This window comes from Methyloversatilis sp. XJ19-13 (assembly GCF_024580155.1).
Taxonomy (GTDB): Bacteria; Pseudomonadota; Gammaproteobacteria; order Burkholderiales; family Rhodocyclaceae; genus Methyloversatilis.
Window position 1 is genome coordinate 13,085 of record NZ_JANINH010000021.1, and the last position, 14,060, is coordinate 27,144.

Here is a 14,060-nt window from a genome sequence, read left to right on the forward strand (position 1 = left end):
CGATGATCGCCGTCCGCAGCCTGTGCCCGGTGGCGCTGTGCGCCGCGCTGGCCGGCTGCGCCGGCGTACCGGTCAGCGAGCCGCCGACCTCCTCCGCCCCCACCCGCTCCGCACCCGCGACAAGCACCGCGCCGGTCGCCGCCCCTGCGCCCTCCGGCAAACCGCGTGCGGGCGGTTTCTACCTCGACGACGGCCCGGGCGACAACGCCCCCGATGCACAGACGCTGGCCGCGATTCCCGACGCCGTGCCGCGCGACGAGCCGCTGCACCGCTTCGCCAACCGGCCGTACAGCGCGCTCGGCCTGAATTTCGTGCCGCTGACCGAACACCGGCCCTTCCGCCAGCGCGGGCGCGGCAGCTGGTACGGCCGCAAATTCCACGGTCAGAAAACATCGAGCGGCGAGCCGTACGACATGTACGGCATGACGGCCGCCCATGCCACCCTGCCCATCCCGAGCTATGCGCGGGTGACCCATCTGGCCAGCGGCCGCTCGGTCGTGGTGCGGGTGAATGACCGGGGCCCGTTCAAGCCCGGCCGCGTGATCGATCTGTCGTGGACCGCAGCCGCCAAGCTCGGCTATGTGAACGACGGCAGCGCCGAGGTCGAGGTCGAGGCGGTGTTCGCACCGGGCAGCGCCGGCGACCTGCTGGCCCGGCGCGCCGCCGGGCAGCCGGAGATCGCGCGCCCCGCACCGGGGCCGGCAGCGCCCGCCGACGACGTGATCGCCGCGCTGGCCGCCGACGGCGCGACCGACGCGCCGACCGATGGCCACTGGCTGCAGCTGGGCGCCTTCAGCACGCTCGACAACGCACAGGCGCTGTCGCGCCGGATCGCCGCAGCGCTCGGTGATCTGGCCGACCGGATCAGCGTATCGAGCGACGGCGACCGCCACCGCGTGCGCGCCGGCCCGTTCGGGAGCCGCGACGCGGCGCAGGGCGCCGCCCGCGCGCTGCGCGACCAGCTCGGCCTGGAAGCGCTGCTGATCACACGCTGATTGTTCCGCCGATCGTTCCGTCGGCTGTCCCGCCGATCGTGCACTGATCGCACCGGGAGCAAGGCTCGCAGCGCGCCGTAACACCTGCATACGAGCCATTACAGAGTTTGCTACATCCGCCTGCAACACTGCATGCGTCGCGGTCCCGCTCCGGTGACCGCATTTCGCAGGCAGCGTCCGCCATGTCCTCCCCCCGCAATTGCCTTCAGCCTGTCTGGCGATCCGGCCTGACGGCCGCCCTGTGCGCCGGCCTGCTCGCCGCCTGCGCCTCGCCGCCGCGGCCGGCACCCTACACCGGGTCGCCGCGGCCACCGCCGGTGAAGGCGGTGACCGATCTGTCGGTCTATCCGTCGCGCGGCCAGAACGCCACCACGCAGCGGCGCGACCGCTACGAATGCAACGCCTGGGCGGTCGGTGAATCCGGCTTCGATCCGGCGACCCACCGCACCGTGCCGACACCGGTCCCGCGCGTCGAGGCGGATCCGCCGTCCGGCTACGGGCTGGCGGCCGGCACGGTGACCGGTGCCGTCATCGGCGCCGCGGTCGGCAGTCCGTACCACACGGGGCAGGGCGCGGCGATCGGTGCCGTGGTCGGCGCGGCCGCCGGTGCGGCATCGGACGCCTCGCGCGAAGCGCGTGCCGCCCGAGTCGAGGACGCCTATGCGCAGCGCGCCGCACAGCGCGACGCTGCCGGCAGCGAACAGGCGAACCGCTACCGGCGCGCGCTCATCGCCTGCCTCGAAGGCCGCGGCTACGCCGTGCGCTGATCACACCGCATTCACCACAGGGACGACGCATCATGGAACACGGTGACACGCAGTACACCCGTCACACCCGGCTCGGCCGCACCGGCGCAGCCCTCGTTGCGCTGCTGCTTCTGGGCAGCAGCGCCGCGTTTTCGCAGGAAGGCGGCGGTGACCGGGGCGATCGCGGTGGCGCACGCCAGGGTCAGGAATCGCGCGGCGAGCGGCAGGGACCGCGCGAAGACCGCGGCGCCCGGGCGCCCCGCGAAGCTCAGCGCGACGGACAACGCAACGCGCAGCGCAGCCCGGAGCGCACCGAACGACGCGACGCTGGTCGCAGCGACATGCGTGGCGACAACCGCGGCGAACGCCGCAGTGACGCCGGGCCGCGCGACGACCGGCGGGGCGATCGCGCCGTGCCGCGCGCCGCCTACCAGAACCGCATCGAGCGGCACGTCCCGCAGGCTTACCACCCGGCTGTGCACAGCCGGCATCCGGCGCACTACCCGGGCCGCGGCGCCGTGGTGCAGCGACTGCCGCGCGACGTGCATGTCCATCATTACCACGGCCGGCCGTACTACCGTTCGAGCGGCGCGTGGTACCGGCCGAGTGGCGCCTGGTTTTCGGTGGTCGGCCCGCCGATCGGTGCCTTCATCACGGTACTGCCCTGGGGTTACTCGGTGATCGACTACGGTGGACGCCCGTACTACCGCTACGACGACGTGTACTACGCGCGGCGCGACGACGGTTATGTTGTGGTCGAGCCGCCGGAAGGCCGGTACGCCGACAGCGAGCCCGCCGGACCGGACGAGCTGTTCGTCTATCCGGCCGCCGGCCAGAGCGCGGAACAGCAGGCGACCGACCGCTTCGAATGTCATGACTGGGCGACCTCCCGGACCGGCTACGACCCGACCCGGGTGTCCGGCGGCGTGCCGCCCGAAGACGCCGCCCCGGCGCGCGCGGCCTACCTGCGCGCGATGACCGCCTGTCTGGAGGCGCGCAACTACACGGTGCGCTGACGCCGGCTGCCGGGCGTCGTCAGCCGGCGTCGGGCGGCGCGTCCGACGGTTCGGCACGAATCTGCTGCACCAGCACCTTGTCGATGCGGTTGCGATCCATGTCCATCACCTCGATCCGCAGACCCGGCATCTCGAAATAGTCGGCCGGCACGGGAATGCGGCCCAGCACGTGCAGCACGAAACCGCCGACGGTATGGAAGCCGCCGCTTTCCTCGCCCGGCAGTTCCTCTTCCAGGCCGACGACCGACTTGAGCTTGCTGATCGACGTGCTGCCATCGACCAGCCACGAACCATCTTCACGCTGCACGATTTCCTGCACCTCGTTGATGTCCTCGACCGAAATATCGCCGACGATGGCGGCCAGTACATCATTCACCGTCACCAGGCCCTGCAGGTCGCCGTACTCGTCGACCAGCAGCGCAAGGTGCTTGCGCGTGCGCCGGAAGTTTTCCAGCAACTGCGCGGTGCTGACCGTGTCGGGCACGTACAGCGGCGGCGTCAGCAGCGCCTCGATGCTGGCGCGGTCTATCGTGATGCCGGCGAGCGAGCGCTTGAGCAGGCTGCCGGTCTGCAGCACGCCGAGCACGTGCTCGACGCCGTCGCGGCACACCAGCACGCGGCTGTACGGGCTGTCGGCGATGCGGGCACGAATGTCCTCTTCCGGGTCATCGAGATCGACCGCAAAAATGTCCTTGCGCGGGGTCATGATGGCGCCGACGCGCTGTTCGTCCAGCCGCAGCACGTTCGACACGATCTGCTGTTCGCTCTGGTGGAACACGCCCGCTTCGGCCCCCTGACCCATCAGTACATTGATTTCCTCGTCGGTGATCGGCGGCTCTTCGGTCTTCCGCGCACCGGCCAGCCGCAGCAGGGTGTTGCTCGACGCCGACAGCACGACCACCAGCGGCCGGGCGATCAGCGCCAGCAGCACCATCGGACGGGAAATCAGCGAGGCGATGGTTTCCGGCGCCAGCAGCGCCAGGCGCTTCGGCACCAGTTCGCCGACCACCACCGAGCAATAGGTGATGCCCACCACGACGATGGACAGCGCGATGGTGCGCGCATAGGGCTCGATCAGCGGGAAGCCGGCCAGCCAGACCGCGAGCGGATCGGCCAGCGCGGTTTCACCCATGGCCCCGCTCAGAATGCCGATCGAAGTGATGCCGACCTGAATCGTGGAAAAAAAATTCGACGGATCTTCATGCAGGCGGACCGCCGCCTGGGCGCCACGGTTGCCGTCATCGGCGAGGCCGATCAGGCGCGCCTTGCGCGAAGAGACGATGGCGATTTCCGACATGGCGAAAACGCCGTTCAACAGGATCAGGGCGAAAAGCAGTGCGATGTCCATGGATCAGGCTACCCGCGCAAGCCGCCCGGACCGGACATGTATCGGGTGTCCAGCACAGGCCGGCGAACTTTCGATGTGGATGGATCGCGCTGTTTCAGGGATGCAGGTCGCGCGCTCCGTTCCGTTTCGTTCCCACACCCGTGCGGCCCCGATGACATTGCAACACTGTCCGCGTGCGGACCGTGTTGCATACCCGTCGGGAAGTCGGCCGCGCGCCGGCCGCTCTCCGCGACGGAAGCCTGCTCTCACTCAGCCGTGCGGCGAACCCACCGTCGTCTTGTTGATGAACACCGCGCGATCGACCGACACCACCCACACCAACCCGTCACCGGTCTGGCCGGTGCAGGCGACGCTGACGATGCGGCGCACGATTTCATCGACCAGTTCTTCCTGCGCGATGATTTCGATGCGTACCTTGGCCGAGTAGTCGGTCAGTTCGTCCTTGATGCTGTGCGGAATGTGGTCGCTGGGCGAACCACAGCCCTCGACCTTGCTGATCGTCATGCCCTGGAAGCCCGGCATTTCGCGCAGCACCGTTCGCAGCCGGGCCAACTTGTTCGGGCGGATGACAGCTCTGATTTCCTTCATTTCAATACTCCTTGAACCTGAGAACCTGGGTTGATCGGCGCAATGGGCAGATTGCATCAGGCCTCGTAGGGCTTGTCGTCAAACCAGGTGTAGAGCGCGGGCACCACGACGAGGGTCAGCAGCGTGCAGGTGATCAGGCCGCCGATCACCACGATGGCGAGCGGCCGCTGCACTTCCGAACCCGGTCCTGTGGCGAACAGGAAAGGCACCAGACCCAGTGTCGCCACGGTGGCGGTCATCATCACCGGCCGGAAGCGCATCTTTGCGCCATGCACGACCGCCTGCATCAGTTCCATGCCTTCGTTGCGCAGGTTGCGGATGTAGGACACCAGTACCACGCCGTTGAGCACCGCGATACCCCACAGCGCGATGAAGCCGACCGACGCGGGCACCGACAGGTATTCGCCGCTGATGAACAGCCCGATCACACCGCCGATCGACGCGAACGGCAGCACCGTGATGATCAGTGTGGCGAACCTGACCGACCCGAACAACAGGAACAGCAGGAAGAAGATCGCTGCCACGGTGATCGGCACGATGATGGACAGGTGACCCAGCGCGCGCTCCATGTTCTGGAACTGGCCGCCCCACTCGAAGTAATAGCCTTCGGGCAATTGGACCTCGGCACCCACCTTCTGTTGCAGTTCGGCCACGAAACCGCCGAGGTCGCGGTTGGCCACATTGATGCCGATGACGATGCGCCGCTTGCCGGTTTCGCGCGAAATCTGCGCCGGGCCATCGCGCACGTCGATGCTCGCCAGGCTGGACAGCGGCAGCTGCGCGCCATCCGGCGTCGTGATCAGCATGTTGCTGATGGCTTCGATGTTGTCGCGGAAGCGCTCGGGCAGACGCACCACCGCGGCAAAGCGCCGCTCACCCTCGAACACGTCGGTGACGTGGCGACCGCCGATGGCCGCTTCGATCAGGTCGTTGATGTCCGCCACATTGAGGCCGTGGCGGGCAATCGTGCGGCGATCGATTTCGATCGTCAGGTACTGCTGGCCGGTCACCCGCTCGATCTTGATTTCGGATGCGCCCGGCACGGTGCGCGCCACACGCGCGATTTCGGCGCCCTTGTCGCGCAGCGTGTCGAGGTCGTAGCCGAAAATCTTCACTGCGACGTCGGCGCGCACACCGGTCACCATTTCATCCACGCGGTCGGAAATCGGCTGCGCCATGATGATGTTGACGCCGGGCAGCGCCGTCAGCTTTTCGCGCATGGCGTCCTGGATGGTTTCCTGCGTCCAGCCGTCCGGCCATTCGTCGCGCGGCTTGAGCGACACGATGGGTGTCGACTCGTTCTGCGACTGCGGGTCGGCCGGCGACTCGCCGCGACCCACGCCGGACACCGCCGACTTCACGCCCGGCACCTCCATCACCAGCCGCATCGCCTCGCGCTCCATCTTCAGCGACTCCTCGAGCGAAATGTTGGGCACCCGGTCCATCGCCGGCACGACCGAACCTTCCTTCATTTCCGGAATGAAGGCGGTGCCGAGGAAGGGCAGCATCGCGATGGCGCCGACGAACGCCAGCACCGCCAGCGACACCGTCTTCTTGCTGTTGGCCACCGCCCACGTGAGCATCGGGAGGTAGGGCTTCTTCAGCATCCGGATCAGCCAGGTGTCGTGGTCCGCACCGCCCTTGAGCAGATAGCTCGACAGCACCGGCGTCAGCGTCAGCGACAGCACCAGCGACACGAACAGCGCGATGGCGATGGTGTAGGCGAGCGGCGCAAACATCTTGCCTTCCATGCCCTGCAGCGTCATCAGCGGCAGGAACACCAGAATGATGATGCCGATGCCGAAGATGACCGGCGTGGCAACCTCCATCACCGCGGACAGGATGACGCGGATGCGGCTTTCGCCCTCTTCCTTGGCATGGCCGAGCCGCTCGAAGGCGTTTTCGACCACTACGACCGAGCCGTCCACCATCAGTCCGATCGCGATCGCAAGACCCCCGAGCGACATCAGGTTGGCCGACAGGCCGACCTGATTCATCACCATGAAGGTGACCAGCGGTGTGATCACCAGCGTGGCAATCACGATGATGGAAGAGCGCAGATCGCCCAGGAACAGGTAGAGCACGATGACGACGAAGATGACGCCTTCTATCAGCACCTTGATGACGGTGGCGAGCGCGGCATCGACCAGCTCGGATCGATCGTAATAGGCTTCGATCTTCAGGCCGCCGGGCAGCATGTTCTTGTCGTTGATCTCGGCCACCTTCTTCTTGATGTCCGACACCACGGCCTTGGCGTTGCCGCCGGCCATCATCATGACGACCCCGCCGACCGCCTCGGTCGTGCCGTTCTTGACGACCGCGCCCACACGCACCGCGTGGCCGAAGGCGACCTCGGCCACGTCGCGGATGTACACAGGCGTGCCGCCGACCTCCTTCACCACGATGAGGCGGATGTCCTCGAGGTTCTGCACCAGACCGACACCGCGGATCAGGTACTGCTCGGCGTTCTGCGGCAGGATGCCGCCGCCGGCGTTGGCGTTGTTGCGGCCGAGCGCCTCGTACACATCCTTCACCGTCAGGCCGTAATGGCGCAGCCGGTCCGGATTGACCAGCACCTTGTACTGCTTCTGGTAGCCGCCCTGAGAGTTGATTTCCGCGACACCGGTGGTCGAGCGCAGCAGCGGCCGCACCACCCAGTCCTGCACGGTGCGCCGCTCGGTCAGTTCGGCCTGCGTCAGTTCGCGGTCACCGTCGTCCGGCCTCACCAGCGTGTACTGATACACCTCGCCGAGACCGGTGGACACCGGGCCGAGTACCGGCACGACGCCCTCGGGCATGCGGTCGCGCACCTCGAGCAGGCGTTCCATCACCAGCTGGCGTGCGAAGTACAGATCGGTCTTGTCGGTGAACACCAGCGTGATCAGCGACAGGCCCGGCTTGTTCAGCGAACGCATTTCGACCAGACCGGGCAGGCCGGTCATGCCGATTTCGACCGGCACGGTGATGAAGCGCTCGACCTCTTCCGGCGAACGCCCGGGCGCGTCGGTGGCGATCTGCACCTGCACGTTGGTCACGTCGGGGAAGGCATCCACCGACAGCTTGCGCGCGGCGTCCAGGCCGAAGGCCAGCAGACACAGCGCAACCACAACAATCACGAGGCGCTGTTTGAGCGCCCCGCGTACGAGTCCTTCAATCATGTTTCATCCAATCCGGTAGCGAGTGGGGACAAGGCTGGGATGACGGCATCAATCCGTTTCCTTGCGCTTGCGCTCGTTGTTCAGATGGAAGGCACCGTCGACCACGATGCGCTGCCCTTCGGTCAGTCCGGACATCACCGGCCGCACCTCGCCGATCGCCTGGCCGAGCTTGACCGGCGTCATGCGGTACTGGCCGGGCGCCACTTCGACGAACACCTGGTCGCTGTCGCTCTCGCGCACGACCGCCTTGCCCGGCACGGCGAGTCGCTTGGTCGGGCGGGTTTCGATGAGCACGGTGGCCAGCATGGCGGGCTTGAGCGAGCGGTCGCTGTTGTCGAGTTCGCTGCGCACAGTGACCGTGCGGGTGACCGGATCGACGGTGTCGGCGATGTAGATCAGCTTGGCGGTGAGGCGCTGGCCGAGCGAAGGAATTTCGACCTGGATGTTCTGGCCCGCCTGCACCTGACCGGCCTGCTGCTCCGGCACTTCGGCTTCGACCCACACGCGCGACAGGTCGGCGATGGAAAACAGCACTTCGCTGGGCTGCACCACCTGACCCTGGGTGACCTTGCGCTCGACCACGGTGCCCGCCATGGTCGCGACGACCGGCGATACCGAGTTGATGGCGCCGGTTTCCGACAGCTTTTCGATTGCCTTGTGCGACAGGCCGAGCACGCGCAGCTGGTCGGCCGCGGCGCGCTGTTCGGACTGCGAAATGGCCAGTTCGCTCTCGCGCCGCTGCAGCTCGGCGCTGCCGATCACGTCGGCGTCGAGCAGCTGACGGGCACGCTCGACGCTGCGCTGGTTCAGCTGCGCCTGTGCGCGTGCCTTCATGTAGGCCAGCTGGGCGGCGCCCAGTTCGGTGCTGTTGAGCACCGCCAGCGTCTGGCCGACCTTCACCTGCTGGCCCAGCATAGCCTGCAGCTCGCTGATGCGGCCGGTGACGGTGGCACCGATGCGGGTGATGCGCTGTTCGTCGAAATCGACCTGACCGGCCACGCGCAGCATGTCGGACAGTTCGACGCTGGTCACTTCACCCAACTGGATGATGCGGGTCAGGTTTTCGCCGGCCGACACCAGATTGGGGTCGGCCGGTGCAGCCGCCCTGGTCGGTTCGGCCTTGTCGGCTTCACCGCAGCCGGCAAATATCAGGGAGGCGCCAAGCAGGCTGGCGTAGAGCAGCGGACGGGTGATTGAAGTCATGTTCGGTCCAGGATCTTGATGATTGGAATGGGTAGCGGAGCGGGCAGCGCGTCAGCGGGCGGCGCTGAGCCGCTCGATCTCGACCACGGCGGCGCTCAGTTCGTAGCGCGCGCTGATCAGTTCGTTGCGCACCGCGCGGAACACGCGCTGTGCGTCGAGGAAGTCGAGGATGCCGCGCTCGCCGAACCGGTAGGCGGCTTCGGCCACCTTCAATGCGGCTTCGGCTTCGCGCACGATGCCGGTTTCGAGTGCGCTGACCTGATTGCGCGACAGTTCGAACTGGCGATAGGCGGCATCAAGCTGTTGCTGCAGCTGGAACAGCCTGTTTTCAAGCTGCAGGCGTGTGCGCTCGACCTGCGCGCCGGCCTGGGCGATCTGGCCCTGACGGCGATCGAAGATCGGAATGGTCACCGCGACGCCGATGCGATTGGCGTCGTATTCCGGATCACGGTCGCGCGCCAGCTTGAGCGAAACGTCCGGCATGCGGCGCAGTTTTTCCAGTTCGCGCTGCTCGGTGAAACGATCGATCTCGGCCTTCAAGCGGAAGATTTCCGGGTTGCGCGCCAGCATGTCGTCGCGCAGCTGACCCAGCGGCGGCAGCTCGGCGTCGCGTTCCAGCTCGCCCTGCAGGTCGAAATCTTCCGGCAGCTGGCCGGCGACCAGCGCACGCAGCCGCGCTTTCGCCTGCACGATGCGCAGCACGGCGGCGTCAGCATTCTTCTGCGCGGTGAGCAGTTCGGTGTCGGCGCGGATCAGTTCATACCGCGGTGCCTCGCCGGTATTGACGCGCACTTCGACCCGGTTGCGGATCGAGCGCGCCAGTTCCAGATCTTCCTGCGCGGCGCGCAGTTCATCCTGATAACGGATGACCAGGTAGTAGTTCTGCTTCAACTGCGCCAGCAGGTCGATCTCGAACGACTGCACGCCGGACTGCGCCGACAGCACGCCGGCCTCGGCCACGCGCAGCCGGGCGTCGCGCTGCGACGGGTAATCGAAGCGCTGCGACAGCGCTATCGTGCCGAGCGAACCAGGCGCGAGATTGGGGCCGCGCGAGTTCCGGTCACCGCCCATCACTTCCAGCTCGGGATTGGGATAGGCGCGCGCGGTGATGGTGTCGGCGCGACTGACGTCGACATCGGCCCGCGCGGCGCCCAGCGAAGGATTCGATTCCAGCGCCAGCGCCTTCAGTTGTTCCAGCGTGTAAGGCTCGGCGGCGTGCGCCACCTGCACGCAAAGGCCAATGACGGCCAGCAAGGCAATAGCTTTTGTTTTCATGGATCTGCGTAGTGATTTCGATGGACAGGACCGGCTGCGTGCACATCCGGCCACGCAGCCATGAAACGGTCAGGAGCACCAGGCGGAACCCGGCGCGTGGCATCCCCGAAGGGCGCCCGATCAGGCGAGCCGGGGCGGCCGCAACAGAACCTGCGCGGGTTCGGGCTGCTGCAGAGCGAACACTTCGCTATCCAGCGCAGGGCGCGCAGAGAAGGACCGGCCGGGGCTGACGTGGGCGGCGACCGGATCGGTCGGGTCACCCGCGATACTGAGAAAATGGCTCAGCGCACTGTGCGCATCGAGCGGCACATCGAGTGACGCTTCGACGCTGGCGCATGTTGCGCACCCGAACGGTGCATCGAAACTGTCGTCAACGGCGGTATCCGCGCTCGTCCAGAGCGACGAAAGCGCGATCAACATCAAGCCGATGAACAGCAGCGTACGTGCGAGAACCATAGAGGCCTCCGAGTCGTGGCGTCGGTCAAAAGTTCCTTCCCTTGGCGCGCCGCGGATTTTGCAGTGCACCACAATACAGCATCAAGCAGCATCCATGCCGGCCACCCGGCCAGCTTTGCTAAACTATGTCAGCTGTTCTCCCACACCGGTAACCTTACATGCTGAAGTTGTTGCGCTGCACTGCATTTGTCCTTCCCGTCCTGAGCGTGCTGATGCCGTCTCCTGTGCTTGCAGACCTGATTCCGCCGCCGCAGCCGGACGCGAAAGCCTGGCTGCTGGTCGATCATGAATCGGGCGCCGTCATGGCCGAATCGCGGCCGGACGACCAGGTCGAGCCCGCTTCGCTGACGAAGCTGATGACGGCCTATCTGACTTTCAAGGCCCTCAAGACCGGTCAGCTCAAACCCGACCAGACCGTGCCGGTCAGCGTGAAAGCCTGGAAGACCGGCGGCTCGAAAATGTTCATCGCGCCGGATCGCCCGGTCACCGTCGAAGAACTGCTCAAGGGCATGATCATCCAGTCTGGCAATGACGCCTGTGTTGCACTGGCCGAAGTCATCGCCGGTTCGGAAGAAGCATTCGCGCAGATGATGACGCGCGAGGCACAGCGCCTCGGCATGACCGGTACGCAGTATCGCAACGCCAACGGCCTGACGGAAGCCGGACATTTCACGACCGCACGCGACCTGTCGCTGCTCGCGCGGGCGCTGATCCGCGACTTTCCGGAGTACTACGGGCTGTATTCGACGCTCGACTACACCTACAACAACATCAAGCAGGGCAACCGGAACCGCCTGTTGACGATCGACCCCAGTGTGGATGGCCTGAAGACTGGTTTCACCGATGCCGCCGGCTGGTGCCTGGTGTCGTCGGCGAAGCGCGACGGGCGTCGCGTGGTATCTGTGCTGCTCGGCGCGCCGAACGAGAACGGCCGCGTCGAATCGTCGCGCGCACTGCTGAACTACGGCTTCAACGCCTACGAGAACGCGAAGCTCGCCGCCGCCGGCGAGGCGCTCGGCCAGCCCGCTGTGTACAAGGGTGCCGCGGCGCAGGTCACAGTCGGCCCGGCCAGCGACGTGGTGCTGACGCTGCCGCGCGGCCAGGCGGCCAAGGCCACGCGCGACATCGTGCTGACCACGCCGGTGATCGCGCCGGTCGCCGTCGGCCAGCAACTGGGCACGCTGAAGCTGCTGGTCGACGGCCAGCCGGTCGGCGAAGTGGCGCTGGTGGCGCAGACGGCGGTCGAGGAAGGCGGTTTCTTCCGCCGCCTTTGGGACACGATACGACTGTGGTTCGGCTGGTGACACGCTGACATGACCGACAGCCTGCTCGAATTTCCGACCGACTTTCCGCTGAAGATCATGGGCGAGCGCCATGACGACTTCGCGCAGGAAATGGTCGATGTGGTGCTGCGCCACGCACCGGACTTCGTGCCGGCCAGCCTGGAAATGCGGCCGTCGTCGGGCGGGCGCTACATCAGCCTCACCGCGACCATCAACGCCACCTCGCGCGAACAGCTCGACGCGCTGTACCGCGAACTGAGCAGCCACCCGATGGTGAAAGTGGTGCTGTGACGGCGCAGGTCGTGCCGCTCGGGCGGGCCGGCTACCGCGAGGTGTTCGACGCGATGAAGGCGTACAACGCGCGCGCCGCCGCGGAACACCTGCCGGACCAGTTCTGGCAGGTCGAACACCCGCCGGTGTTCACGCTCGGTCTGGCCGGCAAGCGCGAACACCTGCTGCACGATATCGGCGTGCCGGTGGTCGAATCCGACCGCGGCGGCCAGATCACCTACCACGGCCCCGGCCAGGTCGTGATCTACACGCTGCTCGACCTGAAACGCGCCGGCCTCGGCGTGCGCGAACTGGTCAACCGCATCGAACAGGCGGTCATCGACCTGCTCGCCGGCCACTGCATCGACGCCCGGCGGCGCGCCGGCGCACCCGGCGTCTATGTCGGCCCGGCCGGTGACGACGCCAAGATCGCCGCGCTCGGCCTGCGCGTGAAGCACGGCCACACCTATCACGGCGTGTCGCTCAACGTCGACATGGATCTTTCACCGTTTGCCGCGATCAACCCGTGCGGCTACAGTGGATTGCGCGTGACACAGACGCGCGACCTCGGCATCGATCTCCCACCGGAGGCGATCTGCCGGCAACTGACCGACGCGCTACAGCGCGCCCTCTACCCGACAGGCACGACACCGCCATGACCGACACCACCTACGACCCGACCCACAAGCAGAAGGGTTCGCTGAAGACCGCCCGCATTCCGATCAAGGTGGTGCCGGCGGAAACGCTGCGCAAACCGGACTGGATCCGCGTGCGCGCCGCGCGCCCGGACAGCCGCTTCGGTGAGATCAAGCAGATCCTGCGCGAACACGACCTGCACACGGTGTGCGAAGAGGCGAGCTGTCCGAACATCGGCGAGTGCTTCGGCAAGGGCACGGCGACCTTCATGATCATGGGCGACAAGTGCACCCGCCGCTGCCCGTTCTGCGATGTCGGCCATGGCCGGCCCGACCCGCTGGATGTCGACGAGCCGGAGAAGCTGGCGAAAACCATCGCCGCGCTGAAGCTGAATTACGTGGTGATCACCAGCGTGGACCGCGACGACCTGCGCGACGGCGGCGCGCAGCACTTCGTCGATTGCATCCGCGCAGTGCGCACCCATTCGCCGCGCACCACCATCGAAGTGCTGGTGCCCGACTTCCGTGGCCGGCTCGACGTTGCGCTGGGCATCCTGAACGCCGCGCCGCCGGACGTGATGAACCACAACCTCGAATCGGTGCCGCGGCTGTACGCACAGGTGCGACCGGGCTCTGACTATGCGCATTCGCTGCGCCTGCTCAAGGAATTCCGTGCGCTGCATCCGGAGGTGCCGACCAAGAGCGGCCTGATGCTCGGGCTGGGCGAAACCGACGACGAAATCCTGCAGGTGATGCGCGACCTGCGCGCGCACGACGTGCAGATGCTGACCTTGGGCCAGTACCTGCAGCCGTCCGGCGGCCACCTGCCGGTACTGCGCTATGTGCATCCGGACGGCTTCGCGATGTTCGAACGCGAAGCGAACGCGATGGGCTTCACCCACGCCGCCTGCGGCCCGATGGTGCGCTCCAGCTACCACGCCGACCAGCAGGCGCACGCCGCCGGTGTAAGTATCGGCCGCTGATCGCTCCTTTAACTGATGGCCGCCGCTCCCACAAGGGCGGCGCGCCCGGAGACCACGGCAAGGCCTCAAGCGCAGGGACTGTGGGAGCGACGGCCCCGTCGCGA

Annotated in this window: 13 protein-coding genes; 7 read left to right on the forward strand and 6 right to left on the reverse strand. The window is 66.9% G+C overall.

Going from position 1 to position 14,060, the window contains the following annotated elements:
* Positions 1-2: 2 nt before the first annotated feature.
* The 3 genes from NMQ14_RS17950 to NMQ14_RS17960 all read left to right on the forward strand — a co-directional run bounded on the left by NMQ14_RS17950 (position 3) and on the right by NMQ14_RS17960 (position 2,757).
* Positions 3-995: a septal ring lytic transglycosylase RlpA family protein gene (locus NMQ14_RS17950; protein ID WP_257098239.1), complete on the forward strand. Its 993-nt coding sequence runs from the start codon at positions 3-5 to the stop codon at positions 993-995.
* 182 nt (positions 996-1,177) lie between these two features.
* On the forward strand, positions 1,178-1,762 hold the full coding sequence (locus tag NMQ14_RS17955; protein ID WP_257098240.1) for a YMGG-like glycine zipper-containing protein: 585 nt from the start codon (positions 1,178-1,180) through the stop codon (positions 1,760-1,762).
* 32 nt (positions 1,763-1,794) lie between these two features.
* Positions 1,795-2,757: a DUF6515 family protein gene (locus tag NMQ14_RS17960; protein ID WP_257098241.1), complete on the forward strand. Its 963-nt coding sequence runs from the start codon at positions 1,795-1,797 to the stop codon at positions 2,755-2,757.
* Positions 2,758-2,776: 19 nt separating this feature from the next.
* On the opposite strand, the gene NMQ14_RS17965 is transcribed toward NMQ14_RS17960, so the two are convergent.
* From NMQ14_RS17965 to NMQ14_RS17990, 6 genes are all read right to left on the reverse strand, one after another.
* Entirely contained in the window at positions 2,777-4,105 is a 1,329-nt protein-coding gene (locus NMQ14_RS17965) for a hemolysin family protein (protein WP_257098242.1), read from the reverse strand.
* A gap of 249 nt (positions 4,106-4,354) precedes the next feature.
* Complete coding sequence (locus tag NMQ14_RS17970; protein WP_257098243.1) at positions 4,355-4,693, reverse strand: P-II family nitrogen regulator; 339 nt, start codon at positions 4,691-4,693, stop codon at positions 4,355-4,357.
* Between the two features lie 56 nt (positions 4,694-4,749).
* Entirely contained in the window at positions 4,750-7,851 is a 3,102-nt protein-coding gene (locus NMQ14_RS17975; RefSeq protein WP_257098244.1) for an efflux RND transporter permease subunit, read from the reverse strand.
* A gap of 48 nt (positions 7,852-7,899) precedes the next feature.
* Positions 7,900-9,054 (reverse strand): efflux RND transporter periplasmic adaptor subunit, encoded by a 1,155-nt coding sequence (locus NMQ14_RS17980; RefSeq protein ID WP_257098245.1) that lies wholly within the window; start codon positions 9,052-9,054, stop codon positions 7,900-7,902.
* Between the two features lie 51 nt (positions 9,055-9,105).
* Positions 9,106-10,329, reverse strand: a complete 1,224-nt coding sequence (locus NMQ14_RS17985; RefSeq protein ID WP_257098246.1) for a TolC family protein — start codon at positions 10,327-10,329, stop codon at positions 9,106-9,108.
* A gap of 120 nt (positions 10,330-10,449) precedes the next feature.
* The gene (locus NMQ14_RS17990) at positions 10,450-10,785 is read right to left on the reverse strand and encodes a hypothetical protein (protein WP_257098247.1); all 336 of its coding nucleotides are present in this window, start codon (positions 10,783-10,785) and stop codon (positions 10,450-10,452) included.
* Between the two features lie 158 nt (positions 10,786-10,943).
* Between NMQ14_RS17990 and NMQ14_RS17995 the strand changes: the two genes are divergently transcribed.
* Genes NMQ14_RS17995 through lipA form a run of 4 tightly spaced genes read left to right on the forward strand, consistent with a single transcriptional unit; the run spans position 10,944 to position 13,956 of the window.
* Positions 10,944-12,089: a D-alanyl-D-alanine carboxypeptidase family protein gene (locus tag NMQ14_RS17995; RefSeq protein WP_373457210.1), complete on the forward strand. Its 1,146-nt coding sequence runs from the start codon at positions 10,944-10,946 to the stop codon at positions 12,087-12,089.
* A gap of 9 nt (positions 12,090-12,098) precedes the next feature.
* On the forward strand, positions 12,099-12,359 hold the full coding sequence (locus NMQ14_RS18000) for a YbeD family protein (RefSeq protein WP_257079264.1): 261 nt from the start codon (positions 12,099-12,101) through the stop codon (positions 12,357-12,359).
* Positions 12,356-12,997 (forward strand): lipoyl(octanoyl) transferase LipB, encoded by a 642-nt coding sequence (lipB, locus tag NMQ14_RS18005; RefSeq protein WP_257098249.1) that lies wholly within the window; start codon positions 12,356-12,358, stop codon positions 12,995-12,997. Before NMQ14_RS18000 ends, lipB begins: the two co-directional genes overlap by 4 nt.
* Positions 12,994-13,956, forward strand: a complete 963-nt coding sequence (gene lipA / locus NMQ14_RS18010; protein WP_257098250.1) for a lipoyl synthase — start codon at positions 12,994-12,996, stop codon at positions 13,954-13,956. Before lipB ends, lipA begins: the two co-directional genes overlap by 4 nt.
* Positions 13,957-14,060: the final 104 nt, after the last annotated feature.

Excerpts from the sequence above, each read along its gene's own strand:
- NMQ14_RS17960 (WP_257098241.1), top strand. The coding sequence starts at position 1,795 with ATGGAACACGGTGACACGCAGTACACCCGTCACACCCGGCTCGGCCGC.
- NMQ14_RS17980 (WP_257098245.1), bottom strand. The coding sequence starts at position 9,054 with ATGACTTCAATCACCCGTCCGCTGCTCTACGCCAGCCTGCTTGGCGCC.
- lipA (WP_257098250.1), top strand. The coding sequence starts at position 12,994 with ATGACCGACACCACCTACGACCCGACCCACAAGCAGAAGGGTTCGCTG.
- NMQ14_RS17995 (WP_373457210.1), top strand. The coding sequence starts at position 10,944 with ATGCTGAAGTTGTTGCGCTGCACTGCATTTGTCCTTCCCGTCCTGAGC.
- NMQ14_RS17950 (WP_257098239.1), top strand. The coding sequence starts at position 3 with ATGATCGCCGTCCGCAGCCTGTGCCCGGTGGCGCTGTGCGCCGCGCTG.
- NMQ14_RS17955 (WP_257098240.1), top strand. The coding sequence starts at position 1,178 with ATGTCCTCCCCCCGCAATTGCCTTCAGCCTGTCTGGCGATCCGGCCTG.
- NMQ14_RS17990 (WP_257098247.1), bottom strand. The coding sequence starts at position 10,785 with ATGGTTCTCGCACGTACGCTGCTGTTCATCGGCTTGATGTTGATCGCG.
- NMQ14_RS17975 (WP_257098244.1), bottom strand. The coding sequence starts at position 7,851 with ATGATTGAAGGACTCGTACGCGGGGCGCTCAAACAGCGCCTCGTGATT.
- NMQ14_RS17985 (WP_257098246.1), bottom strand. The coding sequence starts at position 10,329 with ATGAAAACAAAAGCTATTGCCTTGCTGGCCGTCATTGGCCTTTGCGTG.
- NMQ14_RS18000 (WP_257079264.1), top strand. The coding sequence starts at position 12,099 with ATGACCGACAGCCTGCTCGAATTTCCGACCGACTTTCCGCTGAAGATC.
- NMQ14_RS17965 (WP_257098242.1), bottom strand. The coding sequence starts at position 4,105 with ATGGACATCGCACTGCTTTTCGCCCTGATCCTGTTGAACGGCGTTTTC.
- NMQ14_RS17970 (WP_257098243.1), bottom strand. The coding sequence starts at position 4,693 with ATGAAGGAAATCAGAGCTGTCATCCGCCCGAACAAGTTGGCCCGGCTG.